Annotated in this window: 18 protein-coding genes, 1 tRNA gene and 2 riboswitches; of the genes, 10 read left to right on the top strand and 9 right to left on the bottom strand. The window is 58.9% G+C overall.

Features of this window, described 5'->3' with window-relative positions:
• Positions 1-53: 53 nt before the first annotated feature.
• The 5 genes from ACNPM8_RS02675 to ACNPM8_RS02655 all read right to left on the bottom strand — a co-directional run bounded on the left by ACNPM8_RS02675 (position 54) and on the right by ACNPM8_RS02655 (position 3,965).
• Positions 54-944 carry a DUF4031 domain-containing protein gene (locus tag ACNPM8_RS02675; RefSeq protein WP_448939264.1) on the bottom strand — a complete coding sequence of 297 codons (891 nt, stop codon included), beginning with the start codon at positions 942-944 and terminating at the stop codon, positions 54-56.
• Positions 945-987: 43 nt separating this feature from the next.
• Positions 988-1,278, bottom strand: a complete 291-nt coding sequence (locus ACNPM8_RS02670; protein WP_038990044.1) for a WXG100 family type VII secretion target — start codon at positions 1,276-1,278, stop codon at positions 988-990.
• Between the two features lie 111 nt (positions 1,279-1,389).
• A complete protein-coding gene (locus ACNPM8_RS02665; protein WP_332498331.1) occupies positions 1,390-2,928 on the bottom strand; it encodes a sensor histidine kinase in 1,539 nt (512 codons plus the stop codon).
• Positions 2,929-2,980: 52 nt separating this feature from the next.
• Positions 2,981-3,688 (bottom strand): response regulator transcription factor, encoded by a 708-nt coding sequence (locus tag ACNPM8_RS02660; RefSeq protein ID WP_448939263.1) that lies wholly within the window; start codon positions 3,686-3,688, stop codon positions 2,981-2,983.
• A 58-nt stretch (positions 3,689-3,746) separates the two neighbouring features.
• Positions 3,747-3,965: a hypothetical protein gene (locus tag ACNPM8_RS02655; protein WP_105661594.1), complete on the bottom strand. Its 219-nt coding sequence runs from the start codon at positions 3,963-3,965 to the stop codon at positions 3,747-3,749.
• Positions 3,966-4,219: 254 nt separating this feature from the next.
• On the opposite strand from ACNPM8_RS02655, the gene ACNPM8_RS02650 reads away from it, so the two are divergent.
• Both ACNPM8_RS02650 and ACNPM8_RS02645 read left to right on the top strand, forming a co-directional pair.
• Entirely contained in the window at positions 4,220-4,603 is a 384-nt protein-coding gene (locus ACNPM8_RS02650) for a cold-shock protein (RefSeq protein WP_038990235.1), read from the top strand.
• Between the two features lie 3 nt (positions 4,604-4,606).
• Entirely contained in the window at positions 4,607-5,215 is a 609-nt protein-coding gene (locus ACNPM8_RS02645) for a DUF3027 domain-containing protein (protein WP_448939262.1), read from the top strand.
• Positions 5,216-5,289: 74 nt separating this feature from the next.
• Here the strand turns inward: ACNPM8_RS02645 and serC are convergent, their stop codons facing one another.
• Complete coding sequence (gene serC / locus ACNPM8_RS02640; RefSeq protein WP_105659128.1) at positions 5,290-6,411, bottom strand: phosphoserine transaminase; 1,122 nt, start codon at positions 6,409-6,411, stop codon at positions 5,290-5,292.
• Between the two features lie 260 nt (positions 6,412-6,671).
• Between serC and ACNPM8_RS02635 the strand changes: the two genes are divergently transcribed.
• The 4 genes from ACNPM8_RS02635 (at position 6,672) to ACNPM8_RS02620 (ending at position 10,527) form a co-directional block, all read left to right on the top strand.
• The gene (locus ACNPM8_RS02635) at positions 6,672-7,370 is read left to right on the top strand and encodes a metal-dependent transcriptional regulator (RefSeq protein WP_105659129.1); all 699 of its coding nucleotides are present in this window, start codon (positions 6,672-6,674) and stop codon (positions 7,368-7,370) included.
• A gap of 104 nt (positions 7,371-7,474) precedes the next feature.
• Positions 7,475-7,625, top strand: a riboswitch (cyclic di-AMP (ydaO/yuaA leader).
• Positions 7,626-7,629: 4 nt separating this feature from the next.
• The gene (locus ACNPM8_RS02630) at positions 7,630-8,676 is read left to right on the top strand and encodes a M23 family metallopeptidase (protein ID WP_448939261.1); all 1,047 of its coding nucleotides are present in this window, start codon (positions 7,630-7,632) and stop codon (positions 8,674-8,676) included.
• 123 nt (positions 8,677-8,799) lie between these two features.
• Positions 8,800-8,970, top strand: a riboswitch (cyclic di-AMP (ydaO/yuaA leader).
• Positions 8,971-8,973: 3 nt separating this feature from the next.
• Positions 8,974-9,801, top strand: coding sequence for a C40 family peptidase (locus ACNPM8_RS02625; protein WP_105661598.1), 828 nt, complete (start codon positions 8,974-8,976; stop codon positions 9,799-9,801).
• Positions 9,802-9,990: 189 nt separating this feature from the next.
• Entirely contained in the window at positions 9,991-10,527 is a 537-nt protein-coding gene (locus ACNPM8_RS02620) for an HNH endonuclease (RefSeq protein ID WP_400291495.1), read from the top strand.
• Positions 10,528-10,565: 38 nt separating this feature from the next.
• Here the strand turns inward: ACNPM8_RS02620 and ACNPM8_RS02615 are convergent, their stop codons facing one another.
• Positions 10,566-10,976: an NUDIX hydrolase gene (locus ACNPM8_RS02615; RefSeq protein WP_448939260.1), complete on the bottom strand. Its 411-nt coding sequence runs from the start codon at positions 10,974-10,976 to the stop codon at positions 10,566-10,568.
• 187 nt (positions 10,977-11,163) lie between these two features.
• On the opposite strand from ACNPM8_RS02615, the gene ACNPM8_RS02610 reads away from it, so the two are divergent.
• Entirely contained in the window at positions 11,164-12,393 is a 1,230-nt protein-coding gene (locus ACNPM8_RS02610) for an ROK family transcriptional regulator (RefSeq protein WP_105659134.1), read from the top strand.
• A 121-nt stretch (positions 12,394-12,514) separates the two neighbouring features.
• Here ACNPM8_RS02610 and ACNPM8_RS02605 read toward each other — a convergent pair.
• A tRNA-Arg gene (locus ACNPM8_RS02605) sits at positions 12,515-12,588 on the bottom strand.
• 67 nt (positions 12,589-12,655) lie between these two features.
• The gene (locus ACNPM8_RS02600) at positions 12,656-13,318 is read right to left on the bottom strand and encodes a hypothetical protein (protein ID WP_133833228.1); all 663 of its coding nucleotides are present in this window, start codon (positions 13,316-13,318) and stop codon (positions 12,656-12,658) included.
• Positions 13,319-13,401: 83 nt separating this feature from the next.
• Here ACNPM8_RS02600 and pcrA point away from each other — a divergent pair, with 83 nt between their 5' ends.
• From pcrA to sucD, 3 genes are all read left to right on the top strand, one after another.
• On the top strand, positions 13,402-15,780 hold the full coding sequence (gene pcrA, locus ACNPM8_RS02595; RefSeq protein ID WP_105661600.1) for a DNA helicase PcrA: 2,379 nt from the start codon (positions 13,402-13,404) through the stop codon (positions 15,778-15,780).
• 242 nt (positions 15,781-16,022) lie between these two features.
• Positions 16,023-17,195, top strand: a complete 1,173-nt coding sequence (gene sucC / locus ACNPM8_RS02590; RefSeq protein ID WP_105659137.1) for an ADP-forming succinate--CoA ligase subunit beta — start codon at positions 16,023-16,025, stop codon at positions 17,193-17,195.
• Between the two features lie 16 nt (positions 17,196-17,211).
• Complete coding sequence (gene sucD, locus ACNPM8_RS02585) at positions 17,212-18,114, top strand: succinate--CoA ligase subunit alpha (protein WP_105659138.1); 903 nt, start codon at positions 17,212-17,214, stop codon at positions 18,112-18,114.
• Positions 18,115-18,179 lie beyond the last annotated feature (65 nt).

Genomic DNA, 18,179 nt, shown 5'->3' with positions numbered 1-18,179 from the left:
ATCCTTTCGAAGAATCCGGGCCATCGGCCGTTTAACGTGGGACAAGCGTTGCACTACAGCCAGCTGTGCAACAGCTCCAGCTCGGTGCCCAAATTATTCCGCGCGGGCTGCTCCCAGCGCCGGGATCCGGCTTGGGTGCCGTAGATCAGTTCTTTCTCCAACAGGCCGCTGAGGATCTTGCTGCGCCCGGAAGCAAGCACATGGCGGGGAAGATGCCCGTACTCCTTGTAGATCGCCTCGGCGTAGCGCTGGTAGGCCGGAGCGGGGCGGGCCAGGACCTCCAGATCGGCATCGCAGAGGATATGGCCCAGGCGATCGGTTTCTGCCGGGGCATGCTTGGCGGTGAGCATGACCAGCCCGCTGACCTTCGAGACGGCACCAGGGGAGAGGACTCCCCACAGCCGTTCACGGGCCAAGGTGGCCGACTTGAACTCGTCCTCGCTGGTTCCAGCGTAGACGGCGTCGTGGAACCACGCAGCGAGTTGGAGCAGCATGAGCTCTTCGGGATCGGCCTGGCCTTCAGCCAGCCAGTCGATGGCTTCGAGCACCGAGAGCAGATGCACCCGGTCGTGGTAGTGGCGATGGCTCTCGGACCAATAGCCCAACAGCTCGGTTCCGAGCTGAGGCTCGGTGGGCAAGGTGCGGGACCACCGCCGGGTGAGGACGGTTCCCAGCTTCTCCGGGCGGTATTTGGCTGGTATCCGAATCCCGGACTTGACCAGTGCGCGGACCAGCTCGGATCCCGAGACTTCTAGGGCGCCAGCTGCCACGAGCCGATCGTAGCGTTCGCGAGGCACATCGTAGTGATCCCGGTCGAAAGCTCGGCGGGAGATTTCTTGCTGCCCGGCGAACTCATGGAGTTCAGCCAATGAAGAATCCGACACCAAGTGGGCAAAGAGCGTGCCGTGGGCAGGCCAGCGCGGCGGGTCGATCAGAATGCTCATAAGGCTAAGCCTACTGATCAACCGGCCGTCGCGCCTGCGGTTTTCAGTAACGGAACAGCGAGGTGTTGACCTGCTCGACCTCTTCGTACTGCATGGAGGCATGGTTCAAGGCCGTGGCAATGCTGCTCAGCGCCTCTTCGATCTGCACATGGGTTGAGCGCCATTCGGCCACGATCGACTGGAAGGAGGCCGCGGCGGAACCCTGCCAGGTGCTTTGCAACTGGTCCAAGTTCATTTGCATGGTCGAGACCTCATTGCGTAGCCGGTCAATGGTGTTCATGACGGCCTGGGATTTAACCTGCATCTCGCCGGTGTTGGTGGAGAACGTACTCACTGGAATCGTCCTTTCTGGAATGAGCGGTTTGATCACTGATGCACTCACCTTAGAAACACCACACCCCGTGCCGGGCAAAACCGGCACGGGGTGTGGAGAAAGCCATCGGCGCTAGTCTTCCGTATCGTCGACTTCCGGTGCTTTCGGTTCGCGCAGCGGCACGTAGGGCATGGAGATGGACATCGTGGCGCCACCGCCAGGGGTATCTGCCAACGCCACCGAACCTCCGTGCTGCTGGACGATGGCCGCAACAATGGCCAAGCCCAGACCGGAACCGCCGGTCTCGCGTTGGCGCGAGCTATCGGAGCGGTAGAAGCGTTCAAAAATGCGCTTGGAATCCTCGGCCGGGATGCCCGGGCCGTGGTCGCGGATTTCAACGACCGCGTCCAGCGTTCCAGCCACCAATGAACGCACGCCGACGGCAATTTCCAAGGGGGAACCTTCCGGGGTGTAGCGCAGCGCGTTGGTGAGCAGGTTGGCGATGATCTGCCGGATGCGGGCATCATCACCGACGGTGCTCGCTGGGCTGGGGCGTTCGGACACGAGCCCCACAAGTTTGACGGTACGGTCCGGTGCACGGACCTTGGTGTCTTCCACCGCGTCCTGGCCCAGGACCAGCAAATCCACTGGCTGCTTTTCCATGGGGCGTTGCTCGTCCAGGCGGGCGAGCATCAAGAGGTCCTCAACCAGGCGGGCCATGCGCTTGGATTCGCTTTCGATGCGGCCCATCGCCGAGTCCATGGCCTCCGGATCCGCCAGCCCGCCGTAGCGGTAGAACTCCGAATAGCCCTGGATGGTGACCAGCGGGGTACGCAGCTCATGCGAGGCGTCCTGGATGAAGCGGCGCATCTTCTGCTCGGAAGCCTCGCGGTCGTTGAACGCCTTTTCAATTTGGGCCAGCATGGCGTTGAGCGAGCGCGAGAGTCTGCCCACTTCGGTCTCTGCGGGATAGTCCTTCACGCGCTGGGACAGATCGCCATCGGCGATCATCGACGCAGTGCGCTCCACATTGATCAGCGGCTTGAGCGAACGCCCGGTGAGCCCGTAGGCGATCATCGACATCAGCAGGGCCGCAAGCGTGCCGGTGGAGAGCACCAGCACCGCAGTTTGGTTAACGGTACGGTTCACATTATCCAGCGGCATGGACAAGAACAGGTTCAGCTCGCTGCTCTTCAACGGGATCATCACCGTACGCCAACCAGCGGAGGTGGGGAAGGCGCCGGGGACCGTGGCGGGGGAGTTCGGGTGGGCTGCCAGCTGCTGGATCTGTTCCATATTAAGCAGCGGCAGGTCCGTGCCGTTGGAAGGACCGACCCGCGAACGCGGCATCACGTAGACGATCTCGCCGTCCTGGTCGCGAATGTCAGCGTAGGCGCTGCTGAGCCCGAGCAGCGTGGCATCGACATCCAAGGCGTCATGGCTGCCGTTGTCCTCGTTCAAGGAGTAGAGGTAGGCCTTGTTCAGCCCGTAGGCCATCGTCGACTTGGACACGTTCAGCTGCTTGTCGATCTGGCTGGTCATCGCGATCCTCAGCGTATGCGCCGAACCGATAGCGGTAGCGAAGATCGCGACGATCATCAGTCCAAACATGACCGCGACCAGTTTGGTCCGCAACGAGGTGCGACGCCACTGGGCTCGAAATGACTTCATATGCTGACTTTACAAGGCCTTCAATTATTGGCGCGGACCGTTACGTGTGCCGTTAACGGCGGTCTGGGGTGCGCATCAGGTAGCCCACGCCGCGCTTGGTCTGGATCAGTGCAGGCCATTCCGGGCGGTCCACCTTGCGACGCAGGTAGGAAATGTAGGATTCCACGATCGAGGCATCGCCGTTGAAGTCGTATTCCCAGACATGGTCCAAGATCTGCGACTTGGACAGTACGCGGTTCGGGTTCATCATCAGGTAGCGCAGCAGCTTGAACTCGGTGGGGGACAGGTCAATGATCTCCCCGGCACGGCGCACCTCGTGGGCGTCGTCATCCAGCTCAAGGTCGGCCACGATGATGGTCGCGTTCTCGTCCTCGCCATTGGCGGTACGGCGCAGGACGGCACGGATGCGGGCGACGACTTCATCCAGGCTGAATGGCTTGGTGACGTAGGCGGCGCCGCCGACGGTCAAGCCGGTGACCTTGTCGCTGGTGTCGTCGCGCGCGGTCAGGAACAGCACCGGGAAGTGGCGGCCAGCGGCGCGCAGTTTACGGGTGATGGTGAAACCGTCCATGTCCGGAAGCATGACGTCCAGGACGGCCAGGTCCGGTTCTTCGGCTTCAACGGCTGCGAGGGCTTCGCGTCCGTTGGCAGCAGCGACAACTTCGAAGCCTGCAAAGCGCAGGGAAGTGGAGAGCAGTTCGCGGATATTCGGCTCGTCATCGACAACGAGAAGTTTTGCCTCAGCAGTTTTTGGACTCATGAATTACAGTGTGCCGAAGAAGTCTGGGAGTCCGCTGAGTGAACGCTGAAGCGAGTGGCTAGCTTTTTCGGCGCCTGGCGACGTTTCCGAAGACCACGATGGCGGCCAGGATGAATGCCGTTGGCAAGCCCAAGCGCGCAAAGAGCATCAGCAGCGGCGGGATGGCCATCTCCTGGAAGTAGAAGACGAGGGTTCCGACCAGCGCCAAGGCGGAAAGGATGGCGATGATGATCGCCAATCGGGAAAGTGCAGTCATGGTTTTGGATGAATCGCTCACGCTACCAAGTTTAGCCCCGGAGCCATGGGCGACAGGCGGAATGCGAAGATTGCCGGGCAAAGATGAATTCACCGCACGAGAGATGACATAATCTTAGATAAAGGACTTGAAGCGATCCAGCAGATTGAGCACCCGGCAAGAAGCAGAGAAGAATTCCGGCAGTGGCTCCGCCGGATCGCACATATGAATATGCATGGCGCTGAGCAGGCCTCGGCCATGCAGCTTAGCTACAAGAACGAACGAGGTAAATGATCATGCCTAGCGGCAAGGTTAAGTGGTACGAAAAGGCGAAGGGCTTCGGCTTCATCACCGCCGAAGATGGCAAAGAGATCTACGTCAATGCCGCGGCATTGCCCGAAGGCGTGCATGACCTGCGCCCCGGAACCCGCCTGGAATTCGGCGTTGCCGAAGGCCGCCGCGGTCCACAGGCACTGAGCCTGCGCTTGCTCGAAGCCGCTCCATCGGTCGCACGTGCCAAGCGCAAGAAGCCCGAAGACGAGGCAGTGCTGATCGAAGATCTTATTAAGCTGCTCGACAACGTTTCCAATAGCTTGCGCAATGGGCGTTATCCTGAACAGGCATATGGCAAGAAGGTTGCTACCGTACTTCGTGCGGTAGCCGACGATCTGGACGCATAAATAATGGCCCGTAAACCCAAGTTGGACACCATCCTCGCCGAGGCAGTGGATACTGCTCGCGGCGCGCTCGCAGAAATTGCCGGTGCGTCAGAAATCGGCGAACACCTAGGCGTCACGGCGGAAGGTGAGCGACTTGTCACCCATCGTTTTGTCTCCCATAAGTCGGGATATCAAGGATGGACCTGGTTCGCCACGCTTGCGCGGGTCTCACGGGCAAAATCCAAGGACCTGACGGTTTGCGAAGTAGGCATTATTGCAGGGGAGCAGTCATTGCTCGCTCCGGCATGGGTGCCATGGGCCGACCGCCTGGCAAAGGAAGAGATTGAAGCGGCCAAGGCCGCCGAAGCCGCAGAGGACTTGGCCGGGACCGGCGGGGAAGCCGACGGTCCTGAAGCCACGGAGCCAGCGAAGGAGCCGGATCCATCGGATCCAGGCGCCGAGGCTCAGGATCCGCAGACCGAAGTCGAAGCGGACGGCGCCGAAAATGACGATGACGCTGTGCAGCAGCATAAGTCGCCGGCACGTCGCCAGGTACGCCGCCGCCGCACGGCGCAGCGCACCGCAGCCCGTCGCCGGGCAGCGCAGCGTAATCGCACGCGCAAGGAAAACTAGGCAATAGCGGCAAAGACCTTCGCACAACGATGATGAATCGTTGTGCGAAGGTCTTTGGCTTTAATCGAGGGTTCTTAGAGCTGCTCGATCACGTAGTCGATGCACTTGAGCAGTGCTTCGACGTCGCTTGGCTCGATCGCAACGAAGGTGGCGATCCGCAGCTGGTTGCGGCCCAGCTTGCGGTATGGTTCCACGTCGACAACGCCGTTAGCGCGCAGTGCCTTGGCAATTGCCGAGGCATCGACCGAGTCATCGAAGTCAATGGTGGAGATGACGTTCGAGCGGTGCGCTGGGTCGGCCACATAAGGGGAAGCGATTTCGGAAGCCTCGGCCCAAGCCCGGATCATCCCTGCGGACTGTGCCGTGCGCGCTGCCGCCCACTTCAGGCCGCCGTTGGCATTGATCCACTTGATCTGCGCATCCAGGCCCACAAGAGTGGTCAGCGATGGCGTGTTGTAGGTCTGGTTCTTCAAGGAGTTATCCAGCGCGGTCGCCAGGTTCAAGAAGTCGGGGATCCAGCGGTCGGTTGCTGCAATTTCCTCGATGCGGGCAATCGCGGCGGGAGAAACGAAGGCCAGCCACAGGCCGCCATCGGAAGCGAAGTTCTTCTGCGGAGCGAAGTAGTACACGTCGGTCTCGGACAGATCCACGTCCAGGCCTCCGGCGGCGCTGGTGGCGTCAATGACTACCAGTGCATCGTCGTTGGCGCCAGCAACGCGCTTGATCGGCGCCGCGGCACCGGTTGAGGTCTCATTGTGCGGCCACGCGTAGAGGTCTACGCCGGCTTCGGCTACGGGTTCAGGTACGGTGCCCGGCTCGCCGACAATGATGGAGGAAGGTTCCAGGAATGGGGCCTTGTCGGTGGCTTTGGCGAACTTCGAGCCGAATTCGCCGAAGGACAGGTGCTGCGCCTTGGAACGGACCAGGCTGAATGCAGCGGCATCCCAGAACGCGGTGGATCCACCCACGCCGAGAAGAACTTCGTAACCCTCTGGTGCGCTGAACATTTCCTTCAGGCCGTCCTGAACCGAAGCTACGAGGTTCTTGACCGGAGCCTGGCGGTGGGAGGTGCCCAGCAGTTCGGCGCCGGCATCGACGATGGCCTGGATCTGTTCTGCGCGAACCTTGGAAGGTCCTGCACCGAATCGACCATCGGCGGGCAGAAGGTTTTCTGGAATGTTGATATCCGTGCTCATCGCGCTCCTCTTGTAGCGATAGATTGAAGTGCCATAACGGCCACCATTACCCATGGTTTGGAATATTGACAGATAGCCTTGGCGTTTCAATAGATATCTTCGCAAATAGCGGGGTGTCGTGAGAAAAGCGCGTCGGTCGGTTACGCCGAGGGCTTGGCGGGTTACAGGGCTTTCTGCAGCTCCGACCAAGTAGAGTGGGATATCGACGCCACGTAAATTTCGAGCGAACTTAATTGTTGTGACTTCCAGGAGCGACTGCCGTGTCTGATCTTATCGATACAACTGAGATGTATCTGCGTACCATTCTTGAGCTTCAAGAAGAGGAAATCGTGGCACTGCGCGCCCGAATTGCAGAGCGTCTTGGCCACTCGGGCCCAACCGTGTCGCAGACGGTTGCTCGCATGGAACGAGACGGCCTGGTTATCGTATCGACCGATCGCCACCTTGCTTTGACCGAAAAAGGTCACGAGCTGGCTACGGGCGTAATGCGCAAGCACCGCTTGGCGGAGCGCCTGTTGTCGGACATCATCGGGTTGGACTGGGAGTACGTGCACGATGAAGCGTGCCGCTGGGAACACGTGATGAGCGAACGCGTCGAGCGTCGGCTCTTTGATCTTCTGGGCAAGCCAACAGTGTCGCCCTACGGCAACCCAATTCCGGGCCTGGAAGTCCTCGGTGGCCCCAATGTGGGCGAAATCTCACATGAAGTAGAGAACTTGGATGATGCCCTGCTGTCCGGAAACATCGGCCCAGTGGCAATTGAGCGCCTGGCCGAACCGATCCAAACGGACCCAATCCTGCTCGGACAACTGAACGAAGGTGGAATCCGCCCAGGTGCGATTGTCACCTTGGAGCGCGCCGACGACTACGTTGTAGTGCGCGTGGACGGCATCGAAGGCGCCCTGGAGCTGCCGGTCGAGGTCAGCGCACACGTATTTGTAAAGTCTCAGAAAAGATAACGAAATTGTAACTTTCGGCGTTGACAGGTAGCGTTAAGCCTTGGAGCTAGCGATCTAGTTAGCTCTATCCATTTTTGGTGCGACCGCCTAGTGTTGCCCTGCGCCAGAAACGGTCACCAAATCTTGAGGGCAATAACGGGGGACCCACTTTCCGGCGTGCAAACGCCTTGGGGTGAAGTTCTGCGACAAGCAGGCCGGCTGATTCTCAATAGCCGAACCCGACAGCTAACTTCGTAGGCGCAACAGTGAGAGGAATGTTTTGGTAGAAACCAAGACTGCGGGACGTCGCCGCGCTGCCGGCGTCGAAGTAGATGTGATTGCAGAAGTCACCGCTTCGACTGCTGAGCGTAACGGCGGGCGCCGAGCAGCACGTGCTGCTGCCACCGTCCCGATGATTGCACCGGTCAAGCCGGTACATGAAGATTTCGTTGGTCGACGATTCGACTCCACGCAGCGCTACGGTGTTGCTCCTAACCAGACCCTGCTGGCCGGCAAGGATACCGCGAGCAACGTCGTTGCATTGCCAGGAGCTGTTCAAGCCCCTGCCAGCAAGCCTGCCCCGATCGAAGCAGCAGGCAATGTCGAGTTCATTTCGAGCCTCAAGTCCAAGGTTCAGAAACCCACCCACCGTGGATTCGCCCACAAGGTGGCAGCCGTAGCCGCCGTTTCGGGTTTGGCGCTTGCCGCCGTAACTCCACAGCTCTCCGGCAGCGCGGAGGAGAACAAGGCCATTGAGGTCGCAGCTCAGCGCACCGCCACTTCCGCAGTTGTAGATGTAACTGCACCAACCGGCAATGCGGAACTGTCCGTGGAGCGTGCAGCTTTGACCTCCGAGCTGAACACCGAAGTTGCCAAGGAAGAGAAGTTCGCCGAGATCATGACCGCTTCGGGCGGTAGCGTCACGGCCATCAAGGACACCTCGGGATTGCTCGGCGCACCGGTCACCACGAAGCGCATCACCTCCACGTTCGGGCACCGCAAGAATCCAACCGGTCCAGGTTTCATGATCCACAGCGGCACCGACTACGGTGTGCCAAGCGGTACCAAGGTCTACGCGGCAGCTGACGGTGTTGTGACTGTCTCGGGTTGGGCTGGGCACTCCGGTAACCGCATCACCCTTGACCACGGCAACGGCCTGGAGACCGGTTACAGCCACAACAGCCAGCTGGTTGTGAAGGTTGGCCAGAAAGTTAAGCGCGGTGACGTTGTTGCGTTGGCCGGCAGCACTGGCAACTCAACCGGTCCTCACGTGCACTTCGAAGTGATCGTTGACGGTCAGTTCAAAGACCCAGCAGGTTGGTTATAACGACGTTCGTCACCATTCCGTGATCAAAACGTGACATTTCAAAAAACTTCCTATAGTCTTGTATGCGTGCCATGGGGATCCCTGGGCATCATTGCGTGAGAACCGAGCACTGCCAACACGCAATGAGTAGTTATACACAACTCGTACGGCAGTGGCGGGGGAACCAATATCGGGTTGTTAGTTTTGGCTAACAACCCTAGGGGTGAAGTGGATAGAGAAGGCAACTTCGAATCCACCGAGGTAACTCCACTTCGAACCCGACAGCTTACCTCGTAGGTATCAAGGAGAGGCAATATTTTGACCAAGAGTCATGCACGCGGACGTCGCCGCGCCGACGTTCCACGCACCAACTCGCTACAGGCGATTTCACAGGCCGTAGCATCCAACGCTGGCTCGGTAGGCCGCCAGGCCGCCGTTGTCGCTGCAGCATCCGGCTTGATCGTCACTTTGGGCGTGCCTGGCCAGGCAACTGCACCACGTGACGTTTCTGCATCGCCTGTTGACACCATCAATCCAGAGCGTGTTGCAGTCAAGGCAGTAAAGGTAGCTGCTGACAAGAAGGCTGATGTCGCAATCGAGCGCGCCAGCTTCACCGCTGAAGAGAAGCCAGAGCCTGTTGTCATTGCAGTTTCGAATGACATCACCCCAACTACCCGCAGCAGCAACTCGGGTAACTCTGATTCGATGGCCCCGATGACTCGTCAGAGCCGTTCGGGTGGACAGGAATCGGCTCCGCAGCAGAAGGCTCAGCCAAAGGCTGAAACTCCTGTTCAGACCTCCAACCTTTCCGGCATCGCAGGCACCGCTGCCAAGTACGTGGGCGTTCCATACGTATGGGGTGGCAACGGTCCAAGCGGCTGGGATTGCTCCGGCTTCGTCAAGTACGTCTACGCGCAGCACGGCATCAACATTGCTCGCGGCACCTCGGCCATCCTCGGATCCGGCCAGTTCGTCCGCACCAGCAACCCTAAGCCAGGCGACTTGGTATTCCAGAACGGTGGTGGCCACGTCGGCATCTACCTGGGCGGCGGCCAGATGATCGGCGCGCAGAACCCAACCGTGGACACCATGATCCACTCGGTTTCGCGCAACCCGCTGTACGGCTACTACACCCTAGCTGGCTAAGCTTCAAAGCTTTTCATAGGCCATCGGATGAGAAAGACATCCGATGGCCTATGTTCGTTTAACCAGTTGAACTCCGGGCATCAGAACGATGAAAAGAAGACAATTTCTTGGTTAGGTACCCACCAATAATCCGAAGCATCGCATAGGCTAGCGCTTAGAGACACTCCGAGCAGAACGCGAGCTCCATCAATGCCAGATGGTGGCCATCGGTTCATGAAGGTAGTACGAGCAATGCGAACTTTGGTATTAAACGCAGGATACGAACCACTAGCAGTTGTGACGTTCCGTCGAGCACTAGTGCTAGTCATGACCGAAAAAGCGAGCATCGTTCTCCAAGATGATCTCGCCCCCATCCGCAGTTCTCATGGAGATCTACCTCGGCCAACTGTCATCGTTCTGAAACGCTATGTACGACGCCCCTACAGGGACATGCAACATGTCACCCGTAGGGGCGTTCTGCGTAGAGACGCTTTTACCTGCGCGTATTGCGGCAAAGCTGCCAATACGATTGACCACGTGATTCCCCGCAGCAGGGGAGGCCAGAACACCTGGGAGAACCTCGTGGCCGCTTGCCTGCTATGCAATAGCCGCAAAGCGGACAAGATGCTCTCGCAACTGGGCTGGCAACTGCGTATTACACCTCATCGTCCACGCGTTGCTGGCCATCTGGTTTCGGGACTGCAGCACGTTGATGCGGCATGGGACGAATACTTGCACGCAAGCTAGCCGCTGGCCTGATGCTGCTGGGAGGAACCCAGTGGCGCCTATTTCTTGCTGCGTTCAATGGCTAGCGGCAGGACGCGGTCGCGAAGCAACGGAGCTAGATCGTCGCGTTCCAGGGCCACCTGCGGGTCGATCCACAGCAGCTCCTCCAATTCCGCTAACGGGACGAGTTCGCCATCGAAGGCTGCGCTGTATAAAGAGGCGCGGATCATCGTCTCCGCCTCGTTGGCAGCCGGTCCGATCCATTCGCCGTCGTATTGCAGCTCGCCAGCGGTGAAGCTGAGGCCCAATTCTTCACGAATTTCTCGAATGATAGTTTGTAACGCTGTTTCCCCGGCTTCGGGTTTGCCGCCAGGTTGCATGAACTTCGTCGTTCCACGCTTGCGAACCAGGAGAATTTCTCCTTGGTTGTTGATTAAACACGCCGCTGAGATCGTCAAATTTTTCTTCACTAAAACACAATATCGCGTGTTTATAGGAGTTAGAGATGGTAACGTGCTTAATTGGATCTCCAACGGTTTTAGTTCTAGTTCACCATGGTTACTTTACTCGCAGTATCTAACCGAAGTATTGATGACTACCGAAAACGTTGGAATTGAAAGATCGATCCATCAACTTTACAGATCTATGGAGCAATAAATGCGACGGGGTACAAATCTAGGACGCTTGGGAGACTTCAACCAAGCCGTAATTCTTGAGTCAATTCGACGGGCACCAGAGGGAATTAGCCGCGTTGAACTGGCCGGTTCGACTGGTCTGTCGCCACAGACCATTTCCAACGTTGTCCGCCGTTTGCTGGATGACGGAATCGTCCGAGAAGACCGCACGATCGTCTCCGGACCAGGCAAGCCTCGCACCGTTCTGGAGCTCGAAGGCAACCGTCTTGTTTCCATTGGCATCCACCTAGACCCCAGCGTGCTGACCTTCGTCGCAATGAACCTGCGCGGCGAGGTTCTGCGCGAACGCCGCATCGAAGTTCCCAACCTCGAAGTAGCTACCGAAACCGTCCAGCTCATGGCAACTACCGTTAAGGAACTCATTTCCGAGATCCGCGTGCCGAAGAAGCACATCGTCGGTGTCGGCATTGCTGTTCCGGGTCCAGTAAACGTCGAAGAAGGAGTGGTGCTGAACCCGCCACTGCTCGATGGCTGGGCAGATGTTGAACTGGTGAACCCACTGCGCAAGCTCTTGCGCCTGCAGGTCATCATCGAAAAGGACACCATCGCTTCAGCAGTTGGCGAACTGTGGCAGTCCAAGGAAGAGAAGAACAACGACTTCGTCTTCATTTACTGCGGTCACGGCTTCGGCGCTGGTCTGGTATTCAACGGCGATGTCCACCACGGTGCAAGCAACAACGCTGGCGAAATCGGCCACTACTCAACCGGTTACAAATCTGTGGCCTGCGAACAATGCGGTGCGGAGGATTGCCTCGCTTCCGGCACCTCCTACGAATTCATCGCTGCGCAGGCCAAGGAACGCGGGCTGGAACTGCCAAGCTACGAAATCGTTGGCCCGGAACAGCGGGCTGCCGGAATGAACCGCCTCTACGAGCTGGCTCACGAAGGAAACAAGGTCGCCAAGGAACTGGTCACCGAAGCCATGATCAAGGTTGGCGAAGTTGCCGGCCAGCTTGCCAACTCGCTGGACGTTCGCGAAGTCGTCTTCGGCGGTCCACAGTGGGAAAAGGTATCCGAACTGGTCGACGACCAAGTCCGCGACGCCATTGGCCGCCGCTTCGCCCTGCGCGGAGTGCATGAAATCGAAACCCGCACCTCCGAGCTCGGCTCCAACGTCGGCGCCATCGGTGGCGCTTGCGTGGTCATGGACGCTTCGCTGTCGCCAAAGGCGACCGCATTGCTGCTGCGTTAAGCCAGACTCATGCTAAGCACTGCGGGTACGTTCCAGATGGAACGTACCCGCAGTGCTTAACGCCGTAGTAACGACAAGAGCCTTGTTTCCCGTCCGAGGACTGGAAACAAGGCTCTAGTTGTGCCCCTGGCCGGAATCGAACCGACGGCCTACCCTTTAGGAGAGGGTCGCTCTATCCTACTGAGCTACAGGGGCATGGGCGTGAAAACACCAACAACACTATCTTACTAGGATGTCCCGGGTGTAATTCCCACGCACTGGCTTAGGCAGTACCCTCGCGAATTGCGAGCATCTTTGCCTTGAGCGCACGATTGGCACGGATAGCGCCAAGACCCACAACAAGACCCGCAGTGATGATCAGCAGTGCCCAGCGGATGGTCGTGAGGATCGATGCCAAAACGACAGCTCCTTCACTGAGGTCTCCAGTGAACAGGGCATCAATTGCGAAGTTCTCCCAAATATCAATTGCCGCGAAGCCCAGCGGGGCAACCCAAGCCAGCCAACGCGTCTGGCGGTGAGGAATCCAGCGGATGAACAACAGCATGGAGAAGACCGCAGTAAACATCGGGAAGAGGAAACCAGCGGTCTTGTGCAAGTAGTTGAGCTGGCCAACAGCATCTTCATCCATGGCGCCACGCAATGCTTCTATGTCGCTTACGGTGTAGCCGAAAATACGCTGATCGGGCATCGCCAGGGAATCGCTGAGGTCCTGCATCTGCACCATCGTGAGCAGATGGTAGTACGCGAATAGCGCAGCGCATATGATCAAGCCCACCGAGATTAGCAGCATCGGGTTCGAACTGTTCTCGTGGGAGGTGCTTTGCACCTTGCCTGGCCCCATGTTCATGCCACGCGGCGCGTTCGGCGCCTGGGCGAACTGCTGGGGCTTGCGGTATTCCTTGGTTTTCCTGACCTTCTTTGCCATATCTCCTATTATGCCCGGCCAATAGCGTGGGCTTTCCCGCTCACACTGAAAGTGTCCGGCGCTCCACGTAGACTGGCTACATCATGGATTTCCTTTTTGACGATTTCGCCCCGGATACCGCACAGCAGGTCATGCCGACTGCTGAGGAGCTTTTGGTCGGCATGAACCCGCAGCAGGAAGAAGCAGTTCGTTATGCTGGGGGCCCGTTGCTGATCGTGGCCGGCGCTGGTTCAGGAAAGACCCGTGTGCTCACGCACCGCATTGCCTACCTCCTGGCGACCGGACGTGCTCGGCCGCACGAAATCCTGGCGATCACCTTCACCAACAAGGCCGCTGCCGAAATGCGTGAACGAGCCGCTGAGCTTATTGGCGACGAGCAAGCGAAGAAGATGTGGATCTCTACTTTCCACTCCTCATGCGTGCGTATTTTGCGTCGCGAGGCGGCCACCATTGGAATGAAATCCAACTTCTCAATCTATGACTCCACGGATTCCTTGCGCCTGATCACCTTAGTCGCCAAATCTTTGGAGATCGACCCGAAGCGTTTCACGCCCAAGGCGATTGCCCACAAGATCTCCTCGTTGAAAAATGAGCTGATAGATGATGAAGACTACGCGGCGACGATCAATACCAATGATCCGTTCTCGCGAGCCGTTTCCGAGGTCTACCGCGGTTACACCCGCCGCCTGCGCGCTGCCAACGCCATGGACTTCGACGACCTGATTGGACAGGTCGTCTACATGTTCCGTGCGTTCCCGCGAGTGGCCGATAACTACCGCCGCCGGTTCCGCCATGTGCTCATTGACGAATACCAAGATACTAACCACGCCCAGTACTCGCTGGTGCGTGAACTCACCGGTGCCGAAGGTGATACCGTCCCAGGCGAACTGACCGTTGTCGGCGACTCCGACCAGTCGATTTACGCTTTCCGCGGTGCCGATATCCGCAACATCGTCGACTTCGAAAAGGACTATCCGAACGCGGCAACCATCAAGCTGGAACAGAACTATCGTTCCACCCAGACGATTCTGTCCGCGGCCAACGAGGTCATCAAGCGAAACCCCGACCGCAATGACAAGAAGCTGTGGACTGCCAGCGGCGACGGCGAGAAGATCACCGGTTATGTTGGTGAATCAGAATCCGACGAAGCACGCTGGATTGCCGAAGAAATACTGCGCTTGAACGATGACGAGGATGTCCGCCCGGGCGACGTGGCGATCTTCTACCGCACTAACGCCCAATCGCGTGCACTGGAAGAACAGCTGATGCGCGTGGACCTGAAGTACCGCGTAGTCGGCGGCACCCGGTTCTACGACCGCAAGGAAATCAAGGACGCACTGGCCTACCTGCGCGCCTTGGTGAACCCGGATGATGACATCAACGTCCGCCGTATCCTCAATGAGCCCAAGCGCGGCATCGGCGACCGTGCCGAAGGCGCCGTGGCAGCGTTGGCTGAACGGGATCGCGTTTCCTTCATGGACGCATTGCGCCGTTCGGATGAAGCACCAGGCTTGGGAACCCGCGGAATCAAGATGACTGCTGCGTTTGTCTCCATGATGGATGACTTGAAGACCGTGGCAGAAGGCTCAGGCCCGGCAGAGGCCCTTGAAGCAGTGCTGGAGCAGACCGGATACCTGGAGACCCTTCGGCTCTCCTCGGATCCGCAGGATGAGTCGCGGGTGGAGAACCTCGCCGAATTGGTCGCCGTGGTCCGGGACTACGTGAACGAAGAACCGGAAGGCGGTCTCGAAGGGTTCCTGGAGCGCGTGGCGCTCGTAGCCGATGCCGACCAGATTCCAGAGGCTCCCAGTGATGATGAGGGAGCAGCAATGGCCGTGCAGGAAGGCGTGGTCACCTTGATGACCCTGCATACTGCCAAGGGCTTGGAATTCCCGGTGGTCTTCCTGACGGGCATGGAGCACGGTGTCTTCCCGCACCAGCGTTCCATGACCGACGAAAAGGAACTCGCCGAAGAACGCCGCCTGGCCTATGTCGGACTGACCCGTGCCCGTGAACGCCTGTACCTGACCCGTGCCGAACAGCGCAGCCTCTGGGGACAGGCCCAGTACAACCCTGCGAGCCAGTTCCTGGAAGAGGTTCCGGGCGAGCTGATCGACTGGAAGAGCGAGGGCTCTGGCGGTGGAATGGGCTTCGGTTTCGGTAACGCAGCGGTGAATTTCGCCACGAGCAGATATGAACGTGGCAGCCACTGGGGTGCAGGTTCGGCATCGGCACAACCGGTGCGAGGGCACAACGCCGCCCCTATTTCCAAGACGCGAGTTGTGCAGAATAAGGACATTACCATCCCAGAAGTCGGACAGAATGTTAAGCATTCCTCGTTTGGCTTGGGCACTGTTATTGCTTTAGAAGGCGCAGGCGACAAGACGGTGGCCAAGGTGCAGTTCCCGGACTCCGAGAAGAGGCTATTGCTGCGCTATGCACCGCTAGAAATCGTGGACTAGCCGACCGGCCCTCCGTGTTTCCTGCGTCACATTCGGCTGCTTTGCTGCAGGACCCGCGAGTTTCTCTACGTGTTGTAAAAGTGGGAAGTTTGCGAAAGTCGGGATAGTCTGAGAGGTGCGCACGGGCTACGGCGCCTAACGACGTCCCGGTAGTTGCGGTGCGCTCTCTTTGGCATGGCATGGATTTCGGTCTGTGGCCGTGCCGCGAGTCAGCATGAACTTCGAACGAAGGACACAAACCCGTGGACCTGTATGAGTACCAGGCGCGCGATCTATTCGAGGCACACGGCGTTCCCGTGCTTGCCGGTATCGTCGCTTACACCCCGGAAGAAGCAAAAGCCGCAGCTGAGAAGATCGGCGGCGTTGTTGTAGTAAAGGCACAGGTCAAGGTTGGTGGCCGTGGCAAGGCTGGCGGCGTCAAGGTCGCTAAGACCGCCGACGAAGCTTTCGAGCACGCTTCCAACATCCTCGGTATGGACATCAAGGGCCACACCGTAAACAAGGTCATGATCGCTCAGGGCGCCGACATTGCTGAGGAATTCTACTTCTCCGTACTGCTGGACCGTGCAAACCGCAACTACCTGGCCATGTGCTCGGTAGAAGGTGGCATGGAGATCGAGGTGCTCGCAGTTGAGCGCCCGGATGCTCTGGCGAAGGTTGCCGTTGACCCAATCGTCGGCATTGATGCCGCGAAGGCCGCTGAAATCGTTGAGGCAGCTAACTTCCCTGAAGAGCTGCGCGCAAAGGTTGCAGACACCATCCAGAAGCTCTGGGTTGTATTCAAGGAAGAAGACGCCACCCTCGTAGAGGTAAACCCACTGGTGAAGACCGGTGCCGGTGACATCGTTGCACTGGATGGCAAGGTTTCCCTGGACGACAACGCATCTGAGGTTCGCCACCCGGCTCACGAAGAGCTCGAGGACAAGGGCGCAGCCGATCCGCTGGAAGCCAAGGCAAAGGCCGCTGGCCTGAATTACGTCAAGCTGGACGGCGAAGTAGGCATCATCGGCAACGGTGCTGGCCTGGTCATGTCGACCCTGGACGTTGTTGCCTACGCTGGCGAGAACCATGGTTCGGTCAAGCCTGCTAACTTCCTTGACATTGGCGGTGGCGCATCGGCTGAGGTCATGGCTAACGGCCTTGACGTCATCCTGAATGACCCACAGGTCAAGTCGGTCTTCGTCAACGTCTTCGGTGGCATCACCGCATGTGACGCTGTCGCAAACGGCATCGTTGGCGCGCTGAACACCCTGGGTGACGCAGCGAACAAGCCACTGGTTGTCCGCCTGGACGGCAACAACGTTGAAGAGGGTCGCGCCATCTTGGCCGAGGCCAACCACCCGTTGGTCACCCTGGCAGCAACCATGGATGAGGGCGCCGACAAGGCTGCCGAGCTCGCCAACGCAGCGAAGTAAGAGGGATAAGCGAACAATGAGCATTTACCTGAACAAGGACTCCAAGGTCATCGTCCAGGGCATCACCGGCGGCGAAGGCACCAAGCACACCGCCCTGATGCTCAAGGCTGGCACCAACATTGTTGGCGGCGTTAACGCCCGCAAGGCCGGCACCACCGTGACCCACGGTGACCAGGACATCAAGGTGTACGGCACTGTGGCTGAGGCCAAGGCCGAGACCGGCGCAGACGTATCGATCGTCTTCGTCCCACCTAAGTTCACCAAGGACGCAGTCGTTGAGGCTATCGAGGCCGAAGTTGGCCTCGTTGTAGTCATCACCGAAGGTGTTCCAGTACAGGACTCCGCTGAGTTCTGGGCTCTGGCACAGTCGAAGGTTGACGCCGACGGCAACCAGATCACCCGCATCATCGGCCCTAACTGCCCAGGCATCATCACCCCAGGTGAAGCACTGGTTGGTATCACCCCGAACAACATCACCGGCAAGGGCCCAATCGGCTTGGTTTCCAAGTCAGGTACCCTGACCTACCAGATGATGTACGAACTGCGCGACTTGGGCTTCTCGACCGCAATCGGCATCGGCGGCGACCCAGTCATCGGCACCACCCACATCGATGCCCTGGCTGCTTTCGAAGCTGATCCAGAGACCAAGGCCATCGTCATGATCGGTGAAATCGGTGGCGACGCTGAAGAGCGCGCTGCTGATTACATCAAGGCCAACGTCACCAAGCCAGTTGTTGGCTACGTGGCTGGCTTCACCGCTCCTGAGGGCAAGACCATGGGCCACGCTGGCGCCATCGTTTCCGGTTCGGCTGGCACCGCCCAGGCGAAGAAGGAAGCACTGGAAGCTGCGGGCGTCAAGGTCGGCAAGACTCCTTCGGAGACTGCTGTGCTGCTGCGCGAAGTTTACGCAGCTCTCTAAGCTGACGCTGAACCAGGGCTGACGCCCTGGAGCATACGCCGGAAACGAACGGTCGCCGTTTCTCC

It is taken from the genome of Glutamicibacter sp. AGC46 (assembly GCF_053543715.1).
This window is presented reverse-complemented; position numbering and strand designations above follow the sequence as displayed.

What these genes read in the sequence shown, in the direction of transcription:
- ACNPM8_RS02645 (WP_448939262.1), top strand. Translation starts at nt 4,607, where the DNA reads ATGGCCCGTAAACCCAAGTTGGACACCATCCTCGCCGAGGCAGTGGAT.
- pcrA (WP_105661600.1), top strand. Translation starts at nt 13,402, where the DNA reads ATGGATTTCCTTTTTGACGATTTCGCCCCGGATACCGCACAGCAGGTC.
- ACNPM8_RS02660 (WP_448939263.1), bottom strand. Translation starts at nt 3,688, where the DNA reads ATGAGTCCAAAAACTGCTGAGGCAAAACTTCTCGTTGTCGATGACGAG.
- ACNPM8_RS02600 (WP_133833228.1), bottom strand. Translation starts at nt 13,318, where the DNA reads ATGGCAAAGAAGGTCAGGAAAACCAAGGAATACCGCAAGCCCCAGCAG.
- ACNPM8_RS02620 (WP_400291495.1), top strand. Translation starts at nt 9,991, where the DNA reads ATGCCAGATGGTGGCCATCGGTTCATGAAGGTAGTACGAGCAATGCGA.
- serC (WP_105659128.1), bottom strand. Translation starts at nt 6,411, where the DNA reads ATGAGCACGGATATCAACATTCCAGAAAACCTTCTGCCCGCCGATGGT.
- ACNPM8_RS02610 (WP_105659134.1), top strand. Translation starts at nt 11,164, where the DNA reads ATGCGACGGGGTACAAATCTAGGACGCTTGGGAGACTTCAACCAAGCC.
- sucD (WP_105659138.1), top strand. Translation starts at nt 17,212, where the DNA reads ATGAGCATTTACCTGAACAAGGACTCCAAGGTCATCGTCCAGGGCATC.
- ACNPM8_RS02675 (WP_448939264.1), bottom strand. Translation starts at nt 944, where the DNA reads ATGAGCATTCTGATCGACCCGCCGCGCTGGCCTGCCCACGGCACGCTC.
- ACNPM8_RS02665 (WP_332498331.1), bottom strand. Translation starts at nt 2,928, where the DNA reads ATGAAGTCATTTCGAGCCCAGTGGCGTCGCACCTCGTTGCGGACCAAA.
- ACNPM8_RS02650 (WP_038990235.1), top strand. Translation starts at nt 4,220, where the DNA reads ATGCCTAGCGGCAAGGTTAAGTGGTACGAAAAGGCGAAGGGCTTCGGC.